Source organism: Roseibium sp. QJM3NY_11, from assembly GCF_056173175.1.
Map to the genome: position 1 here is coordinate 716,324 of NZ_CM149660.1, position 20,823 is coordinate 737,146.

The following is a 20,823-nucleotide window of genomic DNA, read 5'->3' on the forward strand; positions in this document are numbered from 1 at the left end:
TAGAACATGAGGATTGGAGGCTGAAGGCTGCCCCGTGGGACAAGGTGACATCAGGACTTGAAATCGATGCAACCCAAATCCGGAGATGACCCATGAGAATGCAATTTGTTCCGATGCTGTCCGCTTTCGCCTTTCTCGCCACCGCGGCACCGGGTGCCGCACAGGAGACCGTCATGAACGACTACACGGCAAGCTATATCGAAATGCAGGCCGCTGATGGCCAGTCGGAGGCCCTGGCCGAATTCCTGACCGGAGCGGCGCCTGTGGTGAAAGAGACCGAGCCCGGCACCGAACTCTGGTTCGCGCTGCGTGCCGATGACACGCTTGCCATTTTTGACGTCTTTGTCGACAAGGCGGCGCGGGACGCCCATTTCTCCGGCGCGGTGGCCGGTGCTCTGAACACCAGTGCCGAGGCCCTGGTACAAGGCGGCTGGGACGACGGCGTGGTTGCCAATATCAAGACTTCGGCTGTGCTGTCGGCAAAGGCGCCGGTCGATCTCTACAGCGCGGCAACCGCGACCTATATCGCGCTTGAGGCGGCGCCGGGCAAGGCTGAACACCTGGCGGAACTGCTGCGCTCAGCCGGGCCGGTCGTCGCTGAAACCGAGCAGAAAACCCTGTTCTGGGTGGCTCTGCGGATCGACGAAACGCGTTTCGCGATCTTCGACATTTTCGCAGACAATTCCGGTCGCGAAGCCCATTTTTCCGGTCAGGTCGCGGGCTTGCTGAAGGAAAAGGCCGTCGATCTCGTTGAAGGCGGCTGGGACGAGGGCGTCGTCGCAAACGTCCACAACTACGATATCCTTGCCATCAGGTAACGCCGGCAGGAACAAAAAAACGCCCGGCGCATGCAGCGCCGGGCGTTTTTTTCTATTCTTGTGGTCACTTCACGCAACTCGCCGGATTTCCGAATGCAGAAACCGGTCAACTGGTTCAGATCAAACGGACCATTCAACGCGGCCGTTCTTCCGGGCGCAGCGGTGCCGGGGCTCTGAAGTTCCCGTCAGGCGGTGGCCTTGTTGGCCGTGCGTTCGGCGCGCTTGCGCTCATGCGGGTCGAGCATGGCCTTGCGCAGGCGGATGGACACCGGGGTCACTTCCACCAGCTCATCATCGGAGATGTAGGAAAGCGCTGCTTCCAGGGTCAGCTTCTTCGGTGTGGTCAGCTTGACCGCATCGTCCTTGCCCGCGGAGCGGATGTTGGTGAGCTGCTTGCCCTTCAGCACGTTGACTTCCAGGTCGTTGCCGCGCGTGTGCTCGCCGACGATCATGCCCGGATAGACCTTGGTGCCCGGGTCGATCATCATCGGGCCGCGGTCTTCCAGGTTGAACAGGGCGTATGCGACGGCTTCGCCGGTGCCATTGGACAGAAGCACGCCGGTGTGACGGCCCTGGATCGGACCCTTGTAGGGCTCGTAGCCATGGAACAGGCGGTTGAAGATCGCAGTGCCGCGGGTGTCGGACATGAGCTCGGCCTGGTAGCCGATGAGGCCCCGGGTCGGTGCATGGAAAACGAGGCGGGTGCGGTCGCCGCCGGAGGGTTTCATCTCCAGAAGATCGGCCTTGCGTTCCTGCAACTTCTGCACGACCGCGCCGGAATGTTCCTCGTCGACGTTGATGATGACTTCCTCGACCGGCTCCAGCCGGTTGCCGGCATCGTCATACTGAAAGACGACGCGCGGGCGGCCGACACCGAGTTCAAAGCCTTCGCGGCGCATGTTCTCGATCAGGATCGCCAGCAGCAATTCGCCGCGACCGGCGACGACGAAGGCGTCCGGCTCGTCTGTTTCTTCCACCTTCAGGGCAACGTTGCCTTCGGCTTCCTTCATCAGACGCTCGCGGATGACACGCGACTGCACCTTGGCGCCTTCCGTGCCGGCCAGCGGGCTGTCGTTGACGCGGAAGGTCATGGACAGGGTCGGCGGATCGATCGGCTGGGCCTGCAGCGGTTCGTTGATGGAGGGTGCGCAGAGCGTGTCGGCGACGGTGGCCTTGGTCAGGCCGGCGATGGAGACGATGTCCCCTGCCTCGCCCTGCTCGATCGGCTGGCGCTCCAGGCCGCGGAAGGCGAGGACCTTGGAAATGCGGCCGGTCTCGACGACGCTGCCGTCGCGGGCCAGGGCCTTGACGGGCATGTTGGGCACGGCGGTGCCTGAAACGATGCGGCCGGTCAGGATGCGGCCGAGGAACGGATCGGACTGAATGGTGGTCGCCAGCACGCGGAATTCACCCGGCTCGGCTTCCGGCTCGGCGATCCGGTCCAGAACCATGTCGAACAGCGGGTCCATGTTGTCCTGCGGTCCGTCCGGCTCAAGCGCCATCCACTCCTGTTTGGCGGAGCCGTACAGAACCGGGAAATCGAGCTGGTCCTCGTTGGCATCGAGGGCTGCGAACAGGTCGAACACCTCGTCGAGGACTTCCTCGGCGCGCTGCTCGGGCTTGTCGATCTTGTTGATCGCGACGATCGGCTTCAGGCCGAGCTTCAGCGCCTTGCCGAGCACGAACTTGGTCTGCGGCATCGGGCCTTCGGCAGCGTCGACAAGCAGGATGACGCCATCGACCATGTGCAGGATACGCTCGACTTCGCCGCCGAAATCGGCGTGGCCGGGCGTGTCGACGATGTTGATGCGGGTGTCCTTCCAGACGAGCGATGTCACCTTGGCGAGGATGGTGATCCCGCGCTCGCGCTCGATGTCATTGGAATCCATCATGCGCTCTTCGGTGCGCTGATTGTCCCGGAAGGCGCCTGACTGTTTCAAAAGAACGTCAATGAGGGTCGTTTTGCCATGGTCAACATGCGCGATAATGGCAATATTACGAAGGTTCATAAGGGAAGCTCCAAAAGACAGCGGGGCCCTTCGCGGGCCCGCACCTTGTCTGGACGTTTTTGATCGATGGAACGGCAAATCGCCGAATTTGGCGCCTTTATACTTGGAGCGCGGCATTTGTGCAATGCAATGCGATAACTGCGCATTGACTTCGCATCCCGCCGCGTTTTATCCGTAAGGAAACCTTACTAAATTGGAGCTCTGATGAGCGTTGCCTATCCCAATGTTGCTGTCACCATGCTGGTTGTCGATCTGGCGCGGTTGCTACGGCGGCGCTTCGAAGCGGAGTTGTCCAGGGTCGACACGGGACTGACGGCCGGAGAAGCGCGCACGCTGTTCTATGTCTGGCGCAATCCGGGCCACAGACAGGCCATTCTGGCTGAATTGATGTATGTCGAGCCGATGACCCTGGTCGGGTATCTCGACACGCTGGAAAAAGCCGGACTGATCCGGCGTTGCCCCGATCCGAACGACAAGCGGGCCAAGCTGATCGCCTTGACGCCGCTGGCCGATCCGGTGCTTGAAAGGATCGGGACCGCCCTGGGCGAAGTGCGGTCGCAGGCGTTGGAAGACATCCCGGAGAACAACCGCAAGGTCCTGGAAACCCTGCTGCAGACGATGAAGGACAGCCTGCTGCCCGAGGTTTCAAAGGGAAAGCAGAAATGACCTCCGACAGCACGATCATGAGCGCACGGCGCACGTCGCTTCTCGGCGCCGGTCTTGTCGCGATCGGCCCCATTTCAATGGCGCTCTACACGCCGGCCATGCCCGCGCTTGTCGAGGCCTTCGGCACCAGCGATTCAGCGGTCAAGCTGACCCTGACCGCCTATTTCGCCGGCTTTGCCCTGGCCCAGCTGATCTGCGGCCCGATCACCGATGCGTTCGGGCGCAAGCCGGTCACGCTGGCCTTTCTGACGCTTTACCTGATCTCCAGCGTGCTGGCGACTTTTGCGCCGACGGTGGAATTCATGATCGGCGCGCGCGCGCTTCAAGGTGTCGGCGCGGCCATCGGTATCGCCGTTTCCCGCGCGATTGTCCGGGACCAGTTCACCGGCCAGGCCTCGTCAAGGATCATGAACGCCATTGCCATGATGCTGGCGCTGGGACCGGCGATCTCGCCGACCATCGGCGGTGTCGTGCTGGAGCTGTTCGGCTGGCAGGAAGTCTTCTGGTGCATGGTGATCTACGGCGCCCTGCTGATGGTGGCGGTTGTCGTCTTCCAGGTGGAGACCAATCCAAATCCCGGCAAACACCACCTCAAGCCCGGCCGTCTTGCCACCAACTACCTGACGCTTCTCAAGGATCCCCGTTTTCTGGGGCCGAGCCTCCTGATCGGGTTCGGACTGGGAACACTCTATGCGCTGGCGACAGTTCTGCCGTTCGTGCTGATCTATGAGGTCGGGCTGTCGCCCTCCGAATTCGGCATGAGCATGATCATCCAGTCCGTGGCCTTCATCTCGGGCACCATCGTGACCGGCCGCCTGCTCAGGGTCGTGGAAGCGCACAGGCTGGTGCCTTACGGCATGGCGATCTGGGTTGCCGCCTCGGTGCTGATGTGCTGGTTGAACCTGACCCAGCAACCGACCATCATCACCGTGATGGCGCCGGTCGCCCTGTTTGCCTTCGGCCTGGCACTGGTGCTGCCGGCCAGTTTCACCGACTCCATGGCGCCGTTTCCCGATATCGCCGGCGCGGCGTCGTCCCTGGTCGGATTTCTGCAGTTCGGCGGCGGTATCGTTGCAAGCCTGGTTGTCGCGGCCCTGCATGATCCCGTCCTCGGACTTGCCGTGATTCTTCCGGCGATGCCGATTATCGGAATAGCCTGCAGTCTGTTTTTCAAAAGCCAGGTCCCGCAATCGGCTGCCGCGCATTAGGGATGAGCCGGAGGTGACGAGCCGGGATAATGGAGGCCGCCGGTCCGACGGTGCTTGACCCGTTCCAAGGGAGCGGGCATCAGGGGCTGCCGTGATCAAGGAACCGCGCCATGGCGAAAGCCGCTGCCTACCGTCTGCCGACAGACCGCCCTCACGTGATGGGCATCCTGAACGTCACCCCGGACTCCTTTTCCGACGGTGGGCGTCATGCGGTTGCGGAGACCGCAATTGCTCATGCCAAAGCGATGATCGCGCAAGGGGCCGACATTCTGGATGTCGGCGGGGAAAGCACCCGGCCGGGGTCCGACCCGGTGTCTCTCGATGTGGAATGGTCGCGGCTCGACCCGATCCTGGACGAAGTGATTGCCCTTGGAACACCGGTGTCCATCGATACCTACAAGGCGGAGATTGCCCGGCGCGCGTGTGCGGCTGGCGCCGTCATCGTCAATGATGTCTGGGGACTGCAGAAGGATCCCGCCATGGCCGACACGGTGGCCGAGGCCGGTGTCCACGTGGTGATGATGCACAACCGCCCGCAAGTCGACGCCGGGCTCGACATCCTGGCGGACATCGACCGGTTTTTCGAGACCTCGATGCAGCTTGCCGAAAGGGCGGGCATTGCGAAGGGCAAGCAGATTCTCGATCCCGGCTTCGGCTTCGGCAAGACCATCGACCAGAACTTCATTGTTCTGAACCGGTTCGAGACACTGAAGAAACACGGTCTGCCGCTGCTTGCCGGCGCGTCGCGCAAACGCATGATCGGTGCGGTGCTTCAGGCGGAGACGGCGGACCGGCTTTACGGATCCATGGCGGTCCACATGACCGCGATGCTCAAGGGGGCGTCGATCGTGCGCGCTCATGACGTGGGTCCGCATGCCGATTGTGTGCGTATGCTGGAAGCAACCCTGCTTGAGCGGAACCCGACCTGAATGACCGTACCAGAAACGAAACGCAATGCGCCGACCCGCTCTGCCCTCGGGCTGGGCTCCAATCTCGGCGATCCGAAGTCCAACCTGGACGAGGCTGTCCGCCGGCTGGAGCAGACCGAAGGCGTGACGCTTGTGGCCCGCTCGTCGGACTACAGGACACCGCCTTGGGGGCCGGTGAAGCAGGATGATTTCCGCAATATCTGCGTTGTGGTCGACACGGTGCTGAGCCCGCGCGACCTCCTGAAGCGCTGCCTCGCCATCGAGCTCGAACTCGGCCGTGTGCGCGACGAGCGCTGGGGCCCGCGGACGATCGATATCGATGTCCTGATCTATGGCATGGAACGGATCGCGGAAGCTGATCTGGAGATCCCGCATCCGCGCATGGGCGACCGGGCCTTCGTGTTGATCCCGCTGGCCGAAATCTGGCCGGACGCCCCGCTGGCCGACGGACGCACCGCCGCCGAAGCGCTGGAAACCTGTCCGGACCAGGAGGGTGTGGTGAGGCTGGACGGCTAGGCTTTCTGGCAGAGCCCGGGACAGGACGTCAAAGGATGCGCCAAAGCCCTTGCCAGACGCGGAAGGGGGCTCCGGATTGCCCCGGCCTTCACGTTATTGAAACGGATTCAGGTCAGTCTTCGGCCAGGATTCGCGGGAGTTTTCATGAACGGGATCAGGCAATTCTATCTCAAGATGCTGCAGTCCGACGAGCTGAACAGCCGGTTCGGCGGGCCTCTTTTTGTCGCCATGCTGGTGGCCACTTCCTTGTTCCTGGCCGCAACCTGGATCAGATCCGACATCGGTTTGCTGGAATTCGGCGACAGCCCGGCCGTTGCCCAGCATGAAGACTTTGCCGCGTTCTATCGCGGCGGCCAGATGGCGGCAGAGGGCAGGGCGGCCGAGGTCTACGACTACCGCCGGTTCGTCGAAGGCCTTTCCGGGGACAATCAGTCGCTGTTGTTCCTCAACCCTCCCCATGCCCTGCTGTTCTACGAGTTGCTCGCAAAGACGCCCTATCCGGCCGCGCGAGGCCTTGTCCTCGGCTTGAGCGTCCTCTGCCTGTTTCTTTCCGTCCGGATGATCCGGTTGCAGGCCGGCTTCTGGCCGTATGTGTTCGTGGCGTTTTCGGCCGGCACACTCTATTCGCTGCAATTGCTGCAACTGTCTCCGATCACAACGTTTCTGTTGTTGTTCGCGCTGCTTTTCAGCCGGCAGAAACCCGTGCTCAGCGGTCTTGCGCTCTGTGTTCTGACAATCAAGCCGCAATACGGACTTCTGGTCCCGGTCTATCTGCTGGCGATGCGGGACTGGCGGGCCTTCGGCGTGGCGGCCTGCGGAACCCTTGTGCTGGTCGCCCTGTCCATCGGTGTTTACGGCGTTTCGGTCTGGCAGGCCTTTTTCGCGTCGATGACCGGCGGAGTGCATTCGATCCAGTTCCAGATCTCGCACAACATGATGGTCACCGTCGGCCAGTCGATGGGCAAGATCGGTGCCGGTGCCGACCTCAAGATTATCGCGCAGATCGTCTGTATCGTGGTGTCCGGCGTGGTCGTCTGGATTTTCGCCCGTCATTGGCGAAGGGAGGCGGCAGCCCCGCTTTCCCTGCTCGCGATGAGCGTGGCAGCGCCGTCTTTCCTGTTCTACGACTGGCTGATGTATGCGATGGCGCTGCTCCTTATGCTCAAGCTGGCTCCGGCATGGCCGCTGTCGTTGCAGGCACTTGCCGGGCTGCTGTGGATCGCTCCCGTGGTGCATGATGTCCTGAACGTCTATGACGCCGGCGCGGCCTTCTATTTCTCGAGCCTCATTCCAGCGATCGCCGTTGCCGTCCTGGCCCATGCGGCCGCCACGTTTTCGCGGCAGGAAAGCGCGTGCGGCCGGTTTCGCACGCCACATGAAAGGCCCGGAGAATTGCCTGTGTGAGACACTGTCGAACAGGGGCCGGCGCAGGCCGGTGCCCGGTTCGCGGTGTCTCTACAGCCCGATGAAGCTTTCCATGTGAAACCGTGCGGTGGCCGGGTCCTGGCGATGGGGCGTGCCATACGGGCAGGCGCGGCGGGCCAGGCATCCCGACCAGCAGTCGAACGCGCGGCTCTGCGACAGATGGTCCCGGCATCGTGGAACGTCGTAACCTTCGGTCAGCGACAGTGCGTTTGCAGGGCAGGCGGCCAGGCAGGGTTTGTCCGCGCAGGTCTCGCAGGGTCCGGGCCCGTCGGCGCCACGCGGCGTATCCAGGGTTCCCGCTGTCAGAAACGCGGCCCGGAAGCCGGTCCAGGGACCGAAGTCATGATGGGCGAGAACACCCATGGGGCTTGGGGAAAAACCGCCGCAGGCCGCCGCCCATTGCTGGAAGGGATGGTAGGGTGGCCCCTCGAACGGAAAGAGAGCCTCGAACCCGTGTGACTGCGCGAGATCGCCGAGAACCCGAGCCGTGTAGCGGTCGAGCGGGTCGGCGGCACCATCCGCCCATTCCGGGCTTTTTGTGAGGACAGGCCAGATCGAGGGTCCGGTGCTGCCGACCAGCAGCAGCGTGTTCGGCCGGTCGCCGCCGGCAAGAGCGGGAACGCTGTCGCCGACACCGGGGGCAAAACCGCCAAGGCACAGGAAGCCGGCGGCGGCGAGGTCCATTTCGAACACCGCTGCAGCCGCTCCCCTCATGCCGGCACCGTCAGCCGAGCCGGTCGCGCTTGGCCAGCGTGCGCAGGCGCAGGGCGTTCAACTTGATGAACCCGGCCGCGTCCTTCTGGTCATAGGCGCCCTGGTCGTCCTCGAAAGTCACCAGTTCTTCCGAATAGAGCGAATACGGCGAAGCGCGGCCGGTCAGGATGACGTTGCCCTTGTAGAGCTTCAAGGTGACCGTCCCGGTGACGTGCTCCTGGCTCTTGTCGATCAGGGCCTGCAGCATCTCGCGTTCGGGCGAGAACCAGAAGCCGTTGTAGATCAGCTCCGCGTAACGCGGCATCAGCTCGTCCTTGAGGTGGGACGCGCCGCGGTCAAGCGTGATGGATTCCATGCCCCGGTGCGCGGTCAGCAGGATCGTGCCGCCCGGGGTCTCGTATATGCCGCGGCTCTTCATGCCGACGAAGCGGTTCTCGACCAGGTCGAGACGACCGATGCCGTTGTCGCGGCCATAATCGTTGAGCTTGGCGAAGAGGGTCGCCGGAGACATCTTCTCGCCGTTGAGCGAGACCGCGTCGCCCTTTTCGAAGCCGATCTCGATTTCGGTGACAACGTCGGGCGCCTCGGTCGGATCGACCGTGCGCTGGTAGACATAGGCCGGGGCTTCCTCGGCCGGATCTTCCAGCACTTTGCCTTCCGACGACGAGTGCAGCATGTTGGCGTCAACGGAGAAGGGCGCTTCGCCGAGCTTGTCCTTGGGAACCGGGATCTGGTGTTTTTCGGCAAAATCGACCAGATCGGTGCGTGACTTGAAACTCCAGTCCCGCCAGGGTGCGATCACCTTGATGTCCGGGTTGAGCGCGTAGGCGGCCAGTTCGAAGCGGACCTGATCGTTGCCCTTGCCGGTGGCGCCATGCGCGATGGCGTCGGCGCCGGTTTCCTTGGCGATCTCGATCAGGCGCTTGGAAATGAGCGGCCGGGCGATGGAGGTGCCAAGCAGGTAGACACCTTCATAGACGGCATTGGCGCGGAACATCGGAAAGACGAAGTCGCGGATGAATTCCTCGCGCAGGTCGTCGACATAGATCTGCTTGATGCCGAGCATCTCGGCCTTCTTGCGCGCCGGTTCCAGCTCTTCGCCCTGACCGAGATCCGCGGTGAAGGTCACAACCTCGCAGCCCAGTTCGGTCTGCAGCCATTTCAAAATGATCGAAGTGTCGAGGCCGCCGGAATAAGCCAGCACGACTTTCTTGATGTCACCATACGCCATTGTCGGGAAGGTCCAGTTTGTTGGTTGTACGCGGCGTGCCGCGATGTTGAAAATTTGCCGCAATTTAGCCGGTTCTAGGCACGGCGCAAGCCCCCGGAAGGGAGAAATGGTCAGGGAGACTGTCGCCTGACCGCAACACCCGGTTGGAGCCAGACAGCAACTTGACACCTTGCAATTATCGGCGGAGCGATTGAGGGTGTTGACGAACAGACTATGAAGGACTTTGCGACACGGGAGGCGGCATGGGGCTGATTGATTTTGAACTCGATACATACGACTATCTTACATTCGTGATTTTCCTGGCCGTCGTGATCGGGTTTTTTTATGTGATCGTCACGCTCGGCGGCTTGCCGGGCAAGATGGCGGAAAAGCGCAACCATCCGCATGCGGACTCGGTCAAGCTCGGCGGGTGGATCGGCCTGTTCACCGTGTTTCCCTGGATCCACGCGTTGATCTGGGCCTATCACGACTCCATGACTGTAGATATCCGCGAGTTGCCTGATGGCGGTGCCGGAAAGGCCGGTTCGAGCGAACGATTGAAAACCGGCGAGACGCTGGAAGCGGGCTCGGCGCCAGCGATGCCGTCGGAGGTCGAGGCAGGCAATGTACTTCCTTCGGATCCCAGGGACGGAGCTTCGGCATGACCGTCGCGCTTCTGATCCTCGGCGCCTATGCCATCTTCATGTGGCTGGTGTTCTATAGATTCCGCTGGCTCAAGTTCAACATCGCCTGGGGTTTGGTCTCCTTCTGGGTGGGCTTTCACGTCCTGTTCCTGCTGGTCGTGTTCATGCGCTTCTATACGCCCTACACGATCGACGGCCATGTCATCCGCCAGACGATCCAGATCGCGCCGCGTCTGCCGCATCCGACCGTGCTGGAAGAGGTTTTCGTTGCCCAGAACCAGAAGGTGAAAAAAGGCGACAAGCTCTATCAGTTCGACAAGACGCTTTATGAGGCCCAGCTCAAGGAAGCCGAGGCCAATCTGGCGAGCGCCCGCCAGAACGCGCTCATCCTTCAGCAGGACATCGTTCTGGCTCAGGAGGCGCTTCAGGAGGCGCAGGCCAACGCGCAATACGCGACCGACCAGGTCAATCGGTATACGGATCTGGTACCGCGTGGCGGGGCGAAGCAGGAAACGCTTGACAAATGGACCTCCCAGCAGACATCGGCCAATGCGCAGGTCGCCGAGGCCGAGGCCGACCTGAAAAAGGCGCAACTGGCTGCCGATGCGCAGTATGATGGCGTCAATGCTGAGGTCGCGTCGGCTCAGGCGCAGGTTGACCAGGCGCGATACTACGTCGACCAGACCACCATTCTTGCGCCCGAGGACGGTGTGATCATCAGCCAGCAGGCGCGGCCGGGCCTGGTGGTCGGCGGCTTCCGCATCGGCGCGATCGCGGCCTTCGTCGCCGATGCAGATCCCTATTTCCTGGCAACGTTCTATCAGGAACACCTGAAATTCGTCGAACCCGGCCAACCGGTGGAAGTGGCACTGGATATCTATCCGGGCCAGATTTTCGCCGGCAAGGTCAAGTCAATCTGGGAAGGCACGGGCCAAGGCCAGATCGTGCCCCATGGACGTGTGCCGGAGTTCCTTTTCATGAGCCCGCAGGGCCGGTTCGCAGTCGAGATCGATCTGGATGAGGATCCGGCGCTGAAACGCTACCCGGCGGGTGCCCACGGTGCGGCCGCGATCTATACCGGCGGCGGCGGGGACTGGGTCGCCGTGCTGAGACGGGTCAACATGCGGCTCTACGCATGGGTCAATTTCATCGTGCCGTTTGATGTGTAGGAAAGCAGCGGGCATGGGGCGTTTGCGGCATTGGGGGCGTTTGCGGCATTTGGGGTGTTTGCCGGCATTGGCAGGCATGCTGTTGGTCGGTGGCTGCATGGTAGGGCCGGACTTCGAGCGGCCCGACGCGCCGATCCTCGACAACTGGGGCAAGGGTGCCAACCTGCCTGTCGACAGCCGCACCGGTTTCACCAGCCGCAGCGCCCATTCAGTGCCCTGGTGGCATGTCTTCGGGGACGAGACGCTCAACAGCCTGATTGCCGAAGCCTACCGGCAGAATGTCGGGTTGCAGGCCGCGGGCGTGCGCGTCTATCAGGCGCGGGCGCAGCTCGGCATTGCCAGGGGAGAGCTGTTTCCCCAGGTGCAGGAGATCAAGGGCGGAGCGAAGAGCATCCGGTTCAGTGCCAAGGATCCGTTCATCCGCGATCTGGAGCGGGTCGGTCTGGTCAACGATCACATCACCAGGGTCGATGCGGGTTTCGATGCCGGCTGGGAAATCGATGTCTGGGGCAAGATCCGCCGGGACGTTCAGTCGGCGGACGCCAATCTGAAGGCCAGTCTTGCCTCTTACGACGACGCACTGGTGACGCTGACCGGGGATATCGCCGCGACTTATGTCACAGTGCGTGAACTGCAGCAGCTGATCGCCGCCGCGCGCCGCAACGCGGGCCTGCAGAAGACATCGCTCGATCTGACGAAACTGCGTCTGGACAACGGCGTGGCGACCCGCCTCAACGTCAACGAGGCAACCGTTCTCTACAACAACACGCTGGCCAGCATTCCCGGCTACGAGGCGGAGCTGGCACAGGCCTATAATGCGCTCAGTGTTCTCGTAAGCGAAGCTCCCGGCGGCATGAAGACACGCCTCGGCGGGAGGGCCCGGTTTCCCGGTGTGCCGGCCGAGGTCGCCGTGGGCGTGCCAGCAGACATGTTGCGCCGGAGGCCCGACATCCGCTACGCCGAATATTTGGCTGCCGCCCAGTCGGCGCAGATAGGTGTGGCCAAGGCGGACCTGTTTCCGGCCTTTTCCATTTCCGGAGCCATCGGCGTCCGTGCGGACGATTTTGCCAATCTGTTCGACAACGGCACCACGGCCGGTTTCATCAATCCGGGGTTTTCGTGGAATTTCCTGAATTACGGCCGGATCCGCAACAATGTACGGGTGCAGGACGCCAAGTTCCAGGAAGCCTTGCTGAGTTACGAAAACACCGTGCTTTCCGCCTATTCGGAAGTCGAGAACGCGCTGACCGGGTTCCTTCGCGCCAAGCAGCAGGCGGTCTATCTGCGCCGCAGCCTGCGTGCTGCGCACGCTGCAGTTTCAGAGGTCGATGCGCAATATGAGGACGGTACGGCGTCCTACAATCGCGTGGTCGATGCCCAGAAAAGCCTGCTCGTGGCCGAGGAACGCCTGATCGCGGCGCAGGCCAGTGTGCTGACCAGTCTGATCGCGGTCTACAAGGGACTCGGCGGCGGCTGGATGCCGGACAACGTCAAGGGCCTGATTTCCGAAAAGACCCGCCAGCAGATGGCAGAGCGCACCCGCTGGGGCGAACTTCTGGCAAAGCCGGTCGAGGAGGCCGGCTGACAGGCTGACTGAGACTCTGGCCGTCAGCGGCCGACGATATCAGAAAGAGACTACGCGAACGCCCTGCCCCTCGCGCATGCACTTTTCGTGACCTAAATGTGAGTTCTGAGAAGGTTGTTCATCCCGGACGCGGCGCAGATCCAGGCTAGCACGGGATTGACAGGCAAGAGGCGTGACTCATATGGCCGCTGCTGCGTCGACCACACCATATCTGGCCAGGAACATGTCGACACTTTCCTCGATGATCTTGCCGATTTCCTGACGCTCGGGCACACGGCCGGCATGGATGTTGGGAAAGAAGGCGCGCGATTTGATCAGGCCGAGAAACTGGGAGGCGGCGACTCCGGGGTCCTCGGCGGTCAGCTTGCCTTCCCGGGTTGCCCGTTCCACGAATTGTGTGAACACGGCAAGCTTGGTCATGCGGCTGTTCATGTCCGCCGCCAGCTCCGGGTCCCGGATGGTTTCACCCATGACCATGCGGGCAAGGCTCATGAAACACGGATTGGTCAGCAGTTCGCCCTCGGCCCACCCCAGGCGGACCAAAGCGTCCCGGATCGGCAGAGCCGGATCGTATTGCAGCTCCAGCGCGGAATTGACCTGATCGGCCAGACACTGGCTGATGGCCTTGAACAGGACGTCCTTGCTTTCGAAATGGTTATAGACCGTTCGTTTCGAGACCTGGGCACGCTCGGAAATGCGGTCCATGCTCGCACCGGCAAATCCCTTGTCCTGAAATTCGGCGATTGCAGCCTGGACGATCTGTTTCTTTTTCTGATCGGATACTGACATTCTCAGCTCATAGACACCCCGTTGCATTTCTGCCCATTGGCAGAGCCCCCGCCCCTTTCATCCCAAAAATCGCGCCCTATGTAAACCAGGGCGTTTACAGACGCGCAGTCAATGATTACACTGCACAGTGTAGTTTACTTCCTTTAGCCAGACCAGACCAGCCAAAAGGGACGTCTCCTGATGTCTGTATCACTTAAAATCAACCGGGAACCGCGGACGCTCGACGCCGATCCCGAAAGCCCGCTCCTGTGGGCGCTGCGTGACGAACTGGGTTTGACCGGAACCAAATTCGGCTGCGGCATCGCCGCTTGCGGTGCATGCACCGTGTATTGGGACGGCGACCCGATCCGATCCTGCCAGACGATGGTCGGAGACCTGGAAGGTGCCGAGATCACCACCATCGAGGGGATCAGCAGCAAGGCGGCCGACGCGGTCCAGACCGCATGGACCGAGCTGGAAGTGCCGCAGTGCGGCTATTGCCAGTCCGGCCAGATCATGGCCGCGACCGCGCTTCTGGCGGAGACGCCGAAGCCGACGGACGAAGACATCGACGCGGCCATGGACGGCAATGTCTGCCGCTGTGCCACCTATGCCCGTATCCGCAAGGCGATCCACCTTGCTGCCGACAAGATGGAGGGCTGATCCATGTTGCATCTCCTGCAAAAACCTCTCGAGGCTGCCCAGCTGAGCCGGCGGACCTTTCTCAAGGTGTCCGCGGGCACCATTGGCGGTCTCGTCCTGGCACTGAACCTGCCGCGCTCCGCCAAGGCCGCCGCCGAGGGTGAATTCATCCAGCCGTTCGTGCATATCCGTCCGGACAACACGGTCGTGGTGCTCTCCAAACATCTCGACAAGGGCCAGGGCACGGCCTCGGGTCTGGCGACACTTGTCGCCGACGAACTCGACGCCGCACACGACCAGGTCAGGGTCGAGTTCGCCCCATCCAATCCGCAAGTCTACGCCAACACACTGTTCGGCGTTCAGGGCACGGGCGGCTCCACTGCCATGGCCAACTCCTTCATGCAGTACCGTCAGGCAGGCGCTGCGGCCAAGGCCATGATCGTGGCCGCCGCCGCAAGGGACTGGGGTGTCCCGGCGTCCGAAATCACTGTTTCCGGCGGTGTCGTCTCGCATGGCTCCAGCGCGTCGGCGACGCTGGGCGACCTGGCAGGCCTTGCTGCCGGTGAAGAGGTCCCGGCAGAACCGGTTCTGAAAACTCCGGATCAGTGGGTCTACATCGGCAAGTCGTTCCCGCGCCTCGACGTGAAGAACAAGTCGGTCGGTGCGCCGAACACCTACACCATGGATTTCCAGCGGGATGGTCTCCTGGTGGCAACCGTCGCTCGGTCCCCCCGCTTTGGCGGCAAGGTCAAATCATTCGACGCGGCGGAGGCGAAGAAAGTCTCCGGTGTGGTCGACGTTCTGGAAATCCCGAACGGGGTCGCGGTGCTCGCCGAGAGCACCTGGCCGGCGATCAAGGGCCGGTCCCTGCTCGAAATCGAATGGGATGACAGCGAGGCCGAAACCCGGTCCAGCGATGCCATGCTCGCCGAACTGAAGGACATGACCGGGAAACCTGGTGTTAAGGTCCGCCAGGATGGCAACGTCGACGCGGCCCTGGAGGCCTCTGCCAGGGTGATCGAGGCGGATTACGAATTTCCCTTCCTGGCCCATGGCGCCATGGAGCCGCTCGACATCGCGCTGATGTTCGACGGCGAGAATGCGGAGTTCTGGTTCGGATCCCAGATCCAGACCATCGACCACAACGTGGCGGCAACCGTGCTCGGCATCCCGTTCGGGAAGGTCCGGATCAACACGCTCTGGGCAGGCGGATCGTTCGGCAGGCGGGCCCAGGCCGATGCCCATCCCGTTGCCGAAATCGCGACGCTGGCCAAGGCGATGCAGGCGGCCGGAATGGCGCCCGCGCCGGTGAAGATCGTCTGGACCCGCGAAGACGACATGGCGGGCGGGTATTACCGGCCGATGTCGGCGCACCGGATCCGGGTCGGCCTCGATGCGGCGGGCGGTGTCACCGCGTTCAAGTACAACATCGCGGCAAAATCGATCGTCAAGGGCACGGCGTTCGAGGCTGCGCTCATGAAGGATGGTGTCGATCACAGCATGACCGAGGGCGCGCATGATACGTCCTACGCCTTCCCGCTGATGAACATGGATCTGGCCTACCAGGAAACCAAGGTTCCGGTTCTGTGGTGGCGCTCCGTCGGGCACACGCACACGGCCTATGTCATGGAAACCATGATCGACCGGCTGGCGAAGGAAGCCGGCAAGGACCCGGTCGCCTATCGCCTGGAAATGATCCGGGACGATCCGCGCAAGGTGGCCGTGCTGAAACTGGCGGCAGAAAAGGCCGGCTGGGACACGCCTGTGCCGGACGGCCGGTTCCGGGGCGTTGCCGTGCACAAGTCCTTCGGATCCTATGTCGCCGAAGTGGCCGAAATCTCCCTGCGCGATGACGACACCGTCAAGGTGGAGAAAGTCGTGGCGGCGGTCGATTGCGGCACACCGATCAACCCGGACAACATCCGGGCCCAGGTCGAGGGCGGCATTGGTTACGGTCTCGGGGCGATCCTGCGCAACCAGGTGAGCCTGGTCGATGGCGTGGTCGAGGAAACCAACTTCGACACCTACGAGCCGCTCAGGATGTCCGACATGCCGGAGGTCGAGGTGCATATCGTCGCCTCGAACGAAGCACCGACCGGCATCGGCGAGCCCGGTACACCGCCAATCGGCCCGGCCGTCGCCAACGCGATCGCCGCTGCGAAGGGCGACTGGATCACGAGTTTGCCGTTCTCCAGGGCAGGTGTCGTGTAGGCTTATTGTGCTGTGCGAAAAGAAAAAGGCCGCCCCCGGGCGGCCTTTTTTTTCGTTGTAAGGGCAATTGGAGAAGGGTTCAAGACGGGCTTTCTGACGGATTTTTTTCTTTTAAATCAAATATTTCGTAGCTTGGCCGCAGAAAAATGGCGTTTTTTTGGCCAAAAAAATTGTATTGAGTCACTTGCATTGGCCCTTGGGGCCGGTTCAACTTGAAATAGTAATTGTGCTATGCAGCATTTACTAGAAGTAGGTCTTCGAATTCACGATGGGCAAGAACATGCTGACCAGATCGGAATTGCAGTTGCAAGCAGGCCTTACGCGAAAAGCCCTGCGCATCTACGAGGAAAAAGGACTGCTGGTCCAGGGACTGAATGCGAAACGGCAAGCGGTCTACCGCCAGGAAGATGTGGAGTCAGCCATCCTGATCAAATCGCTGCGTCAGGCCGGCGTCCCGATCGCGCAAATCGAGGAGATTCTGCGTCCGGGCCCGGCGGCGCCCCTGAAGGAAGTGGACGCGATAAGAGATCTGCTGCATGCCTCCGTCGCAAGCACTCACGACGCGCTACAGAAGCTGGAAACGTATTTTGCATGTCAGGAAAAGCAGGTTCGGAAACTGCGTCATGGCGGTTACTGGGCACTGGGAACTGAAGCTGTCGTCGACAAGAAAAGCGTTGCCGATTTTGTAACCGAATTTGCAATGCAGATCCGTGAATGCGGTTTGGATACGGGCAAATTCGCGGCGCGTTACGAAAATGAGCAAGATAGCGTAGTCAAGGTAACCTGTTTCAAGGAGGCGCCGGAGGCGGTGCCGTCCACTCTGGACGACTACAAGCAGTATTTCATTCCCGAAGATCTTTACTATGCAGTCAAGGCACAGGGCGTTACCGGGATCTACGGCTGTTTTGAGGGTTGCTACAGCCTCCTTGAGGAAGCGCGCTTTGAGGAGACGGCCAAGCCGCCCCGCCTGGGCCCCATCGAAATCTACCTGAACTACCCGTATGACCAGGCCCGCGGGCAGACCTTCGAGGCCCTGTTGCTGAACTAGGGTACGGACAAAAGCGCAATCGGCACGCGATACGCCGAGACCCGACATCCGGTCGGAAAGCTCAAGTCAGGATGACTTCATACACCATCGCCGGCATCGCCGCGGTGAACGGACTTTTGCATCTTTCGTCACCAATAACCGGAGCCTGTTGAAATGACACACGAGATTGGCCTTGCCCGCCCTTCCTCCGATCAACAGGTGCGGCGCCTCTGGCAGCATGTTTCACTCCTGCGCCCTTCGCACTGGAGCAAGTCGCTGATCGCGATCCCGATCGGTCCCGTGCTGATGATCGGTGATGCAACAGGTCCTGGCCTGCTTGTCCTGGCAGGGACGATCACGATGTTCAGCCTTGCCTCGGCCGCAGTGTATGTCGTCAACGATCTCTCGGACATAGAACGGGACCGGGCGCATCCAAGCAAGCGCAACCGGCCGCTCGCTTCGGGCGTGGTGACGCCGCAGGCGGCCCTGTGGATGCTGGCCGGGCTGCTGGCGGCTCTGACCCTGCTGGCGATTGTTCTCCCGGCCCTCCTGACGGCGATCGTTGTCCTCTACCTGCTGTGCAATCTGAGCTACAGTTTCTGGCTGAAGCACGTACCGATCGTCGAGATGCTGATTGTTCCCGCCGGCTTCGCCTTGCGGACAGTATCAGGCTATGTGGCCTTCGGTGTTGTTCCCGACCCCTGGGTGATCGCGACTGTGCTGTCGGGGAGCCTGCTTCTGACTGTGGGCAAGCGGCGGGACGAGCTGCGCCGCGTCAAGACTTCCGCGGATCACCGGCCGGTGCTGAGGCACTATTCCGAGCCACTTCTGGATGCGTATCTTCTGGTCGCGGCAGTGGCCTGTCTCGGTACGGGCCTGGCCACCATGATCCAGTTCTTCGATGCGCTGGACCAGCGCGTGCTGTTCTTCATCAGTCTGCCATTCGCGGTCTATCTCTTCAAACGCTATCTTCTGCTTGCCTTTGCCGGGACCGGGACAGGCAATCCCACACGCCTGCTCCTTTCCGACCGGACCATCCACGTGGCCTTTGTGGTCTGGGCCCTGGTGCTGGGCTCTTCCGCGCTTCTGAACAGTTTCGGGACTTTCGACGGGATCTCTGCGCTGCAAACCGCACATGCCGCGCACTGAGGGCTCCGACAGAGTTGCAGCGGCGCCGACCCAGGAGGATGCCATGTTGAATGCCCGTCTTGCCCTGACCGTCGTCCGGTCCGCGCTCACCCTCGTCGCGCTTGTCTGGATCGCGGCGTTCTTCAACCAGCATCGCGAGAAACTGGTCCTGGCCCTCACCGAAATCGATCCGGGCGCGCTGGGCAGCGCAATGCTTTGGGTCCTGGTTGGCCTGTTGCCGGGCGCACTGGCCTGGCAACGGCTCCTGGCCCGGGAGCTGCCCGGCGTGCCTGCCGCGCGCGGTGTTCTGGTCTATCTCCGTTCAGGGATCGGGAAGTACACGCCGGGGGGCGTGCTGGCTTTCGCGATTCAGCATCGGCTTCTGCGCGCGGAGAATGCCGGAAGCATCCTCCTGCTGCGGGTCTTCGTGGGCACGGCGCTGGCTGCCTGTCTCGCGGCCGCTCTGATCGGGTTGCCCGCGGTGTCCGCCCTGTTCGGTATCAATGTCTGGGTCCTTGGTGTGCCGGCAGTCCTTGCCACGGTGGCTGGGCTGGGGCTTGCCTGCCGGATGCGGCGTTGGCCTGTGGTGCCAAGGAGCCTGGAGCGCATAGGCGTTCCCGCTCCGGGCCCTTTCGCGGCAACGGTGGCGATCATGGCGGGCGCCTGGACCCTGACCGGGCTGCATCTGGCCGCACTGGGTCTGCATACCGGGGCGGGCGCCGTGTTCCTTGTGTCGGCCTACGCCTTCTCTGCCATCGCCGGCATCGTTTTCGCGGTGCTGCCCGGGGCGGTCGGTATCCGTGACGGCGCGTTGCTGGCGATCCTTTCCCTGCAGTTGGCGCCGGCGGATGCCCTGATGCTGGCTTTGCTGAGCCGGGCCCTGATCATCGCCGGAGACGTCATCGGAACCGGGGCCGCTGCCCTGGCGCTGGGACGCCGGATCAATGTTCACACCTGAACGAAAGGACCCTCCCATGCCGCAGCAAGACTTCGACGTCGCGGTCCTGTTGAACTATTACGCGCCCTATGTTTCGGGCCTGACGGAGACTGCCCGTGTCGTGGCCGAGGGCCTGGCGGAGCGGGGCTGGAAAGTGGCCGTGGTGGCGACCCGGCACGAGCCGGGGCTCCCCGAGGAAGAAATCATTGGCGGTGTCCACGTCTTCCGGGCACCGGTTCTCTTCAAGGTCGGGCGGGGACCGGTCAGCCCGGGTTTTCTGACACTGGCCCGGCGGATCGCGGCGCGCTCGAAGGCTCTGCATCTGCATCTGCCGATGCTGGAAGCAGGAGCAATCGCGGCCATCGCTCCGCGCATTCCGGTTGTCTCGACCTACCATATCGACCTTTGGCTGGCGCCCTCGCTAACCAGCCGGCTACAGATCGCTGCGGTCAATCTGTCGGCACGGATCGCGCTCCGCCGCAGTGATCATGTGGTGGTCAACAGCGACGACCAGGCGCATCATTCGCTGCTTTGGCCGTCGATCGATTCGGTCCCGTGGTCGTCCATTGCCGCGCCCTGTCTGGACCCGCGCGGCGGTCATCCGGTCTACCGCGACGGGGACGGGCACCACGTCGGCTTCCTCGGCCGGATCGTGCCCGACAAGGGCATCGAGTTTCTCATCCAGGCATTCCTGCGCACGGCGCGGCCTGAAGACCGGTTGCTCCTGGGGGGCGAGTACGACACCGTCGCTGGCGGCAGCAATATCGCACGGCTCCATGAACTGGTGGACGGCGATCCGCGCATCCGTTTCCTGGGGGCGCTCAAACGGGACGAGACACGGGATTTCTATGCCTCGATCGACACTTTCGCGCTGACTTCGGTCGCGGAGTCGTTCGGGATCGTCCAGGCCGAAGCGATGATGTGCGGGCTGCCGGTCGTGGGCTCCGATCTGCCGGGTGGGCGCGTGCCGGTCGTGGAGACCGGCTTCGGCATCCTTACCCGGCCGCGCGATGTTTCCGGCATCGCCGCCGCACTGAGCGACCTGCGCGATTTTCCTGCCGCGCAAAAGCGATCCCTGGCTGAAAAGGCACGGGCGCTCTACAGCGCGCAAAGCTGTATCGAGCGGTATGCCGCGCTGTTTTCCCGCCTTTCAAGAACCCAGGCGGTCGATACCCGTTCCGCTGTTGCAATGGCCGTCAAGGAATGACGGCGCAACG

Annotated in this window: 19 protein-coding genes; 15 read left to right on the forward strand and 4 right to left on the reverse strand. The window is 62.4% G+C overall.

Translation table 11 applies throughout. From position 1 onward, the window contains the following. The first annotated feature begins 92 nt into the window (after nucleotides 1-92). Nucleotides 93-818 (forward strand): hypothetical protein, encoded by a 726-nt coding sequence (locus tag AC0VX3_RS03325; protein ID WP_475523525.1) that lies wholly within the window; start codon nucleotides 93-95, stop codon nucleotides 816-818. Between the two features lie 185 nt (nucleotides 819-1,003). Here AC0VX3_RS03325 and typA read toward each other — a convergent pair whose 3' ends face one another. Further along, the gene (typA, locus tag AC0VX3_RS03330) at nucleotides 1,004-2,827 is read right to left on the reverse strand and encodes a translational GTPase TypA (RefSeq protein ID WP_475523526.1); all 1,824 of its coding nucleotides are present in this window, start codon (nucleotides 2,825-2,827) and stop codon (nucleotides 1,004-1,006) included. Between the two features lie 204 nt (nucleotides 2,828-3,031). Here typA and AC0VX3_RS03335 point away from each other — a divergent pair, with 204 nt between their 5' ends. From AC0VX3_RS03335 to AC0VX3_RS03355, 5 genes are all read left to right on the forward strand, one after another. Continuing rightward, a complete protein-coding gene (locus tag AC0VX3_RS03335; protein WP_475523527.1) occupies nucleotides 3,032-3,493 on the forward strand; it encodes a MarR family winged helix-turn-helix transcriptional regulator in 462 nt (153 codons plus the stop codon). Further along, nucleotides 3,490-4,701 (forward strand): multidrug effflux MFS transporter, encoded by a 1,212-nt coding sequence (locus AC0VX3_RS03340; protein WP_475523528.1) that lies wholly within the window; start codon nucleotides 3,490-3,492, stop codon nucleotides 4,699-4,701. The genes AC0VX3_RS03335 and AC0VX3_RS03340 overlap by 4 nt, the downstream gene beginning before the upstream one ends. A gap of 110 nt (nucleotides 4,702-4,811) precedes the next feature. Beyond that, entirely contained in the window at nucleotides 4,812-5,630 is an 819-nt protein-coding gene (gene folP / locus AC0VX3_RS03345; RefSeq protein ID WP_475523529.1) for a dihydropteroate synthase, read from the forward strand. Continuing rightward, nucleotides 5,631-6,146 carry a 2-amino-4-hydroxy-6-hydroxymethyldihydropteridine diphosphokinase gene (gene folK / locus AC0VX3_RS03350; protein ID WP_475523530.1) on the forward strand — a complete coding sequence of 172 codons (516 nt, stop codon included), beginning with the start codon at nucleotides 5,631-5,633 and terminating at the stop codon, nucleotides 6,144-6,146. Nucleotides 6,147-6,290: 144 nt separating this feature from the next. Beyond that, complete coding sequence (locus AC0VX3_RS03355) at nucleotides 6,291-7,550, forward strand: glycosyltransferase family 87 protein (RefSeq protein ID WP_475523531.1); 1,260 nt, start codon at nucleotides 6,291-6,293, stop codon at nucleotides 7,548-7,550. A gap of 51 nt (nucleotides 7,551-7,601) precedes the next feature. Here the strand turns inward: AC0VX3_RS03355 and AC0VX3_RS03360 are convergent, their stop codons facing one another. Next, nucleotides 7,602-8,285 carry a hypothetical protein gene (locus tag AC0VX3_RS03360; protein ID WP_475523532.1) on the reverse strand — a complete coding sequence of 228 codons (684 nt, stop codon included), beginning with the start codon at nucleotides 8,283-8,285 and terminating at the stop codon, nucleotides 7,602-7,604. 10 nt (nucleotides 8,286-8,295) lie between these two features. Further along, nucleotides 8,296-9,516 (reverse strand): argininosuccinate synthase, encoded by a 1,221-nt coding sequence (locus AC0VX3_RS03365; protein WP_342893658.1) that lies wholly within the window; start codon nucleotides 9,514-9,516, stop codon nucleotides 8,296-8,298. Between the two features lie 242 nt (nucleotides 9,517-9,758). Here AC0VX3_RS03365 and AC0VX3_RS03370 point away from each other — a divergent pair, with 242 nt between their 5' ends. The 3 genes from AC0VX3_RS03370 (at nucleotide 9,759) to AC0VX3_RS03380 (ending at nucleotide 12,893) form a co-directional block, all read left to right on the forward strand. Continuing rightward, nucleotides 9,759-10,160: a DUF3302 domain-containing protein gene (locus AC0VX3_RS03370; protein WP_475523533.1), complete on the forward strand. Its 402-nt coding sequence runs from the start codon at nucleotides 9,759-9,761 to the stop codon at nucleotides 10,158-10,160. Beyond that, nucleotides 10,157-11,308, forward strand: a complete 1,152-nt coding sequence (locus tag AC0VX3_RS03375) for an HlyD family secretion protein (protein ID WP_475523534.1) — start codon at nucleotides 10,157-10,159, stop codon at nucleotides 11,306-11,308. The genes AC0VX3_RS03370 and AC0VX3_RS03375 overlap by 4 nt, the downstream gene beginning before the upstream one ends. A gap of 76 nt (nucleotides 11,309-11,384) precedes the next feature. After that, complete coding sequence (locus AC0VX3_RS03380; RefSeq protein ID WP_475523535.1) at nucleotides 11,385-12,893, forward strand: efflux transporter outer membrane subunit; 1,509 nt, start codon at nucleotides 11,385-11,387, stop codon at nucleotides 12,891-12,893. Nucleotides 12,894-13,070: 177 nt separating this feature from the next. On the opposite strand, the gene AC0VX3_RS03385 is transcribed toward AC0VX3_RS03380, so the two are convergent. After that, nucleotides 13,071-13,682: a TetR/AcrR family transcriptional regulator gene (locus AC0VX3_RS03385; protein ID WP_475523536.1), complete on the reverse strand. Its 612-nt coding sequence runs from the start codon at nucleotides 13,680-13,682 to the stop codon at nucleotides 13,071-13,073. Nucleotides 13,683-13,862: 180 nt separating this feature from the next. Here AC0VX3_RS03385 and AC0VX3_RS03390 point away from each other — a divergent pair, with 180 nt between their 5' ends. The 6 genes from AC0VX3_RS03390 (at nucleotide 13,863) to AC0VX3_RS03415 (ending at nucleotide 20,813) form a co-directional block, all read left to right on the forward strand. After that, nucleotides 13,863-14,324 (forward strand): (2Fe-2S)-binding protein, encoded by a 462-nt coding sequence (locus AC0VX3_RS03390; RefSeq protein ID WP_475523537.1) that lies wholly within the window; start codon nucleotides 13,863-13,865, stop codon nucleotides 14,322-14,324. 3 nt (nucleotides 14,325-14,327) lie between these two features. After that, the gene (locus tag AC0VX3_RS03395) at nucleotides 14,328-16,514 is read left to right on the forward strand and encodes a xanthine dehydrogenase family protein molybdopterin-binding subunit (RefSeq protein ID WP_475523538.1); all 2,187 of its coding nucleotides are present in this window, start codon (nucleotides 14,328-14,330) and stop codon (nucleotides 16,512-16,514) included. Between the two features lie 268 nt (nucleotides 16,515-16,782). Continuing rightward, nucleotides 16,783-17,562 carry a MerR family transcriptional regulator gene (locus AC0VX3_RS03400; protein ID WP_475523539.1) on the forward strand — a complete coding sequence of 260 codons (780 nt, stop codon included), beginning with the start codon at nucleotides 16,783-16,785 and terminating at the stop codon, nucleotides 17,560-17,562. Between the two features lie 153 nt (nucleotides 17,563-17,715). Continuing rightward, nucleotides 17,716-18,690: a UbiA prenyltransferase family protein gene (locus AC0VX3_RS03405; RefSeq protein ID WP_475523540.1), complete on the forward strand. Its 975-nt coding sequence runs from the start codon at nucleotides 17,716-17,718 to the stop codon at nucleotides 18,688-18,690. A gap of 43 nt (nucleotides 18,691-18,733) precedes the next feature. Then, complete coding sequence (locus tag AC0VX3_RS03410) at nucleotides 18,734-19,627, forward strand: hypothetical protein (RefSeq protein ID WP_475523541.1); 894 nt, start codon at nucleotides 18,734-18,736, stop codon at nucleotides 19,625-19,627. A 16-nt stretch (nucleotides 19,628-19,643) separates the two neighbouring features. Continuing rightward, nucleotides 19,644-20,813 (forward strand): glycosyltransferase family 4 protein, encoded by a 1,170-nt coding sequence (locus AC0VX3_RS03415; RefSeq protein ID WP_475523542.1) that lies wholly within the window; start codon nucleotides 19,644-19,646, stop codon nucleotides 20,811-20,813. Nucleotides 20,814-20,823 lie beyond the last annotated feature (10 nt).

Coding starts and splice junctions, on each gene's coding strand:
- folK (WP_475523530.1), top strand. CDS start 5,631: ATGACCGTACCAGAAACGAAACGCAATGCGCCGACCCGCTCTGCCCTC.
- AC0VX3_RS03360 (WP_475523532.1), bottom strand. CDS start 8,285: ATGAGGGGAGCGGCTGCAGCGGTGTTCGAAATGGACCTCGCCGCCGCC.
- AC0VX3_RS03365 (WP_342893658.1), bottom strand. CDS start 9,516: ATGGCGTATGGTGACATCAAGAAAGTCGTGCTGGCTTATTCCGGCGGC.
- AC0VX3_RS03340 (WP_475523528.1), top strand. CDS start 3,490: ATGACCTCCGACAGCACGATCATGAGCGCACGGCGCACGTCGCTTCTC.
- AC0VX3_RS03395 (WP_475523538.1), top strand. CDS start 14,328: ATGTTGCATCTCCTGCAAAAACCTCTCGAGGCTGCCCAGCTGAGCCGG.
- AC0VX3_RS03355 (WP_475523531.1), top strand. CDS start 6,291: ATGAACGGGATCAGGCAATTCTATCTCAAGATGCTGCAGTCCGACGAG.
- AC0VX3_RS03325 (WP_475523525.1), top strand. CDS start 93: ATGAGAATGCAATTTGTTCCGATGCTGTCCGCTTTCGCCTTTCTCGCC.
- AC0VX3_RS03390 (WP_475523537.1), top strand. CDS start 13,863: ATGTCTGTATCACTTAAAATCAACCGGGAACCGCGGACGCTCGACGCC.
- AC0VX3_RS03400 (WP_475523539.1), top strand. CDS start 16,783: ATGGGCAAGAACATGCTGACCAGATCGGAATTGCAGTTGCAAGCAGGC.
- AC0VX3_RS03375 (WP_475523534.1), top strand. CDS start 10,157: ATGACCGTCGCGCTTCTGATCCTCGGCGCCTATGCCATCTTCATGTGG.
- typA (WP_475523526.1), bottom strand. CDS start 2,827: ATGAACCTTCGTAATATTGCCATTATCGCGCATGTTGACCATGGCAAA.
- AC0VX3_RS03370 (WP_475523533.1), top strand. CDS start 9,759: ATGGGGCTGATTGATTTTGAACTCGATACATACGACTATCTTACATTC.
- AC0VX3_RS03385 (WP_475523536.1), bottom strand. CDS start 13,682: ATGTCAGTATCCGATCAGAAAAAGAAACAGATCGTCCAGGCTGCAATC.
- AC0VX3_RS03405 (WP_475523540.1), top strand. CDS start 17,716: ATGACACACGAGATTGGCCTTGCCCGCCCTTCCTCCGATCAACAGGTG.
- AC0VX3_RS03335 (WP_475523527.1), top strand. CDS start 3,032: ATGAGCGTTGCCTATCCCAATGTTGCTGTCACCATGCTGGTTGTCGAT.
- folP (WP_475523529.1), top strand. CDS start 4,812: ATGGCGAAAGCCGCTGCCTACCGTCTGCCGACAGACCGCCCTCACGTG.
- AC0VX3_RS03415 (WP_475523542.1), top strand. CDS start 19,644: ATGCCGCAGCAAGACTTCGACGTCGCGGTCCTGTTGAACTATTACGCG.
- AC0VX3_RS03410 (WP_475523541.1), top strand. CDS start 18,734: ATGTTGAATGCCCGTCTTGCCCTGACCGTCGTCCGGTCCGCGCTCACC.
- AC0VX3_RS03380 (WP_475523535.1), top strand. CDS start 11,385: ATGCTGTTGGTCGGTGGCTGCATGGTAGGGCCGGACTTCGAGCGGCCC.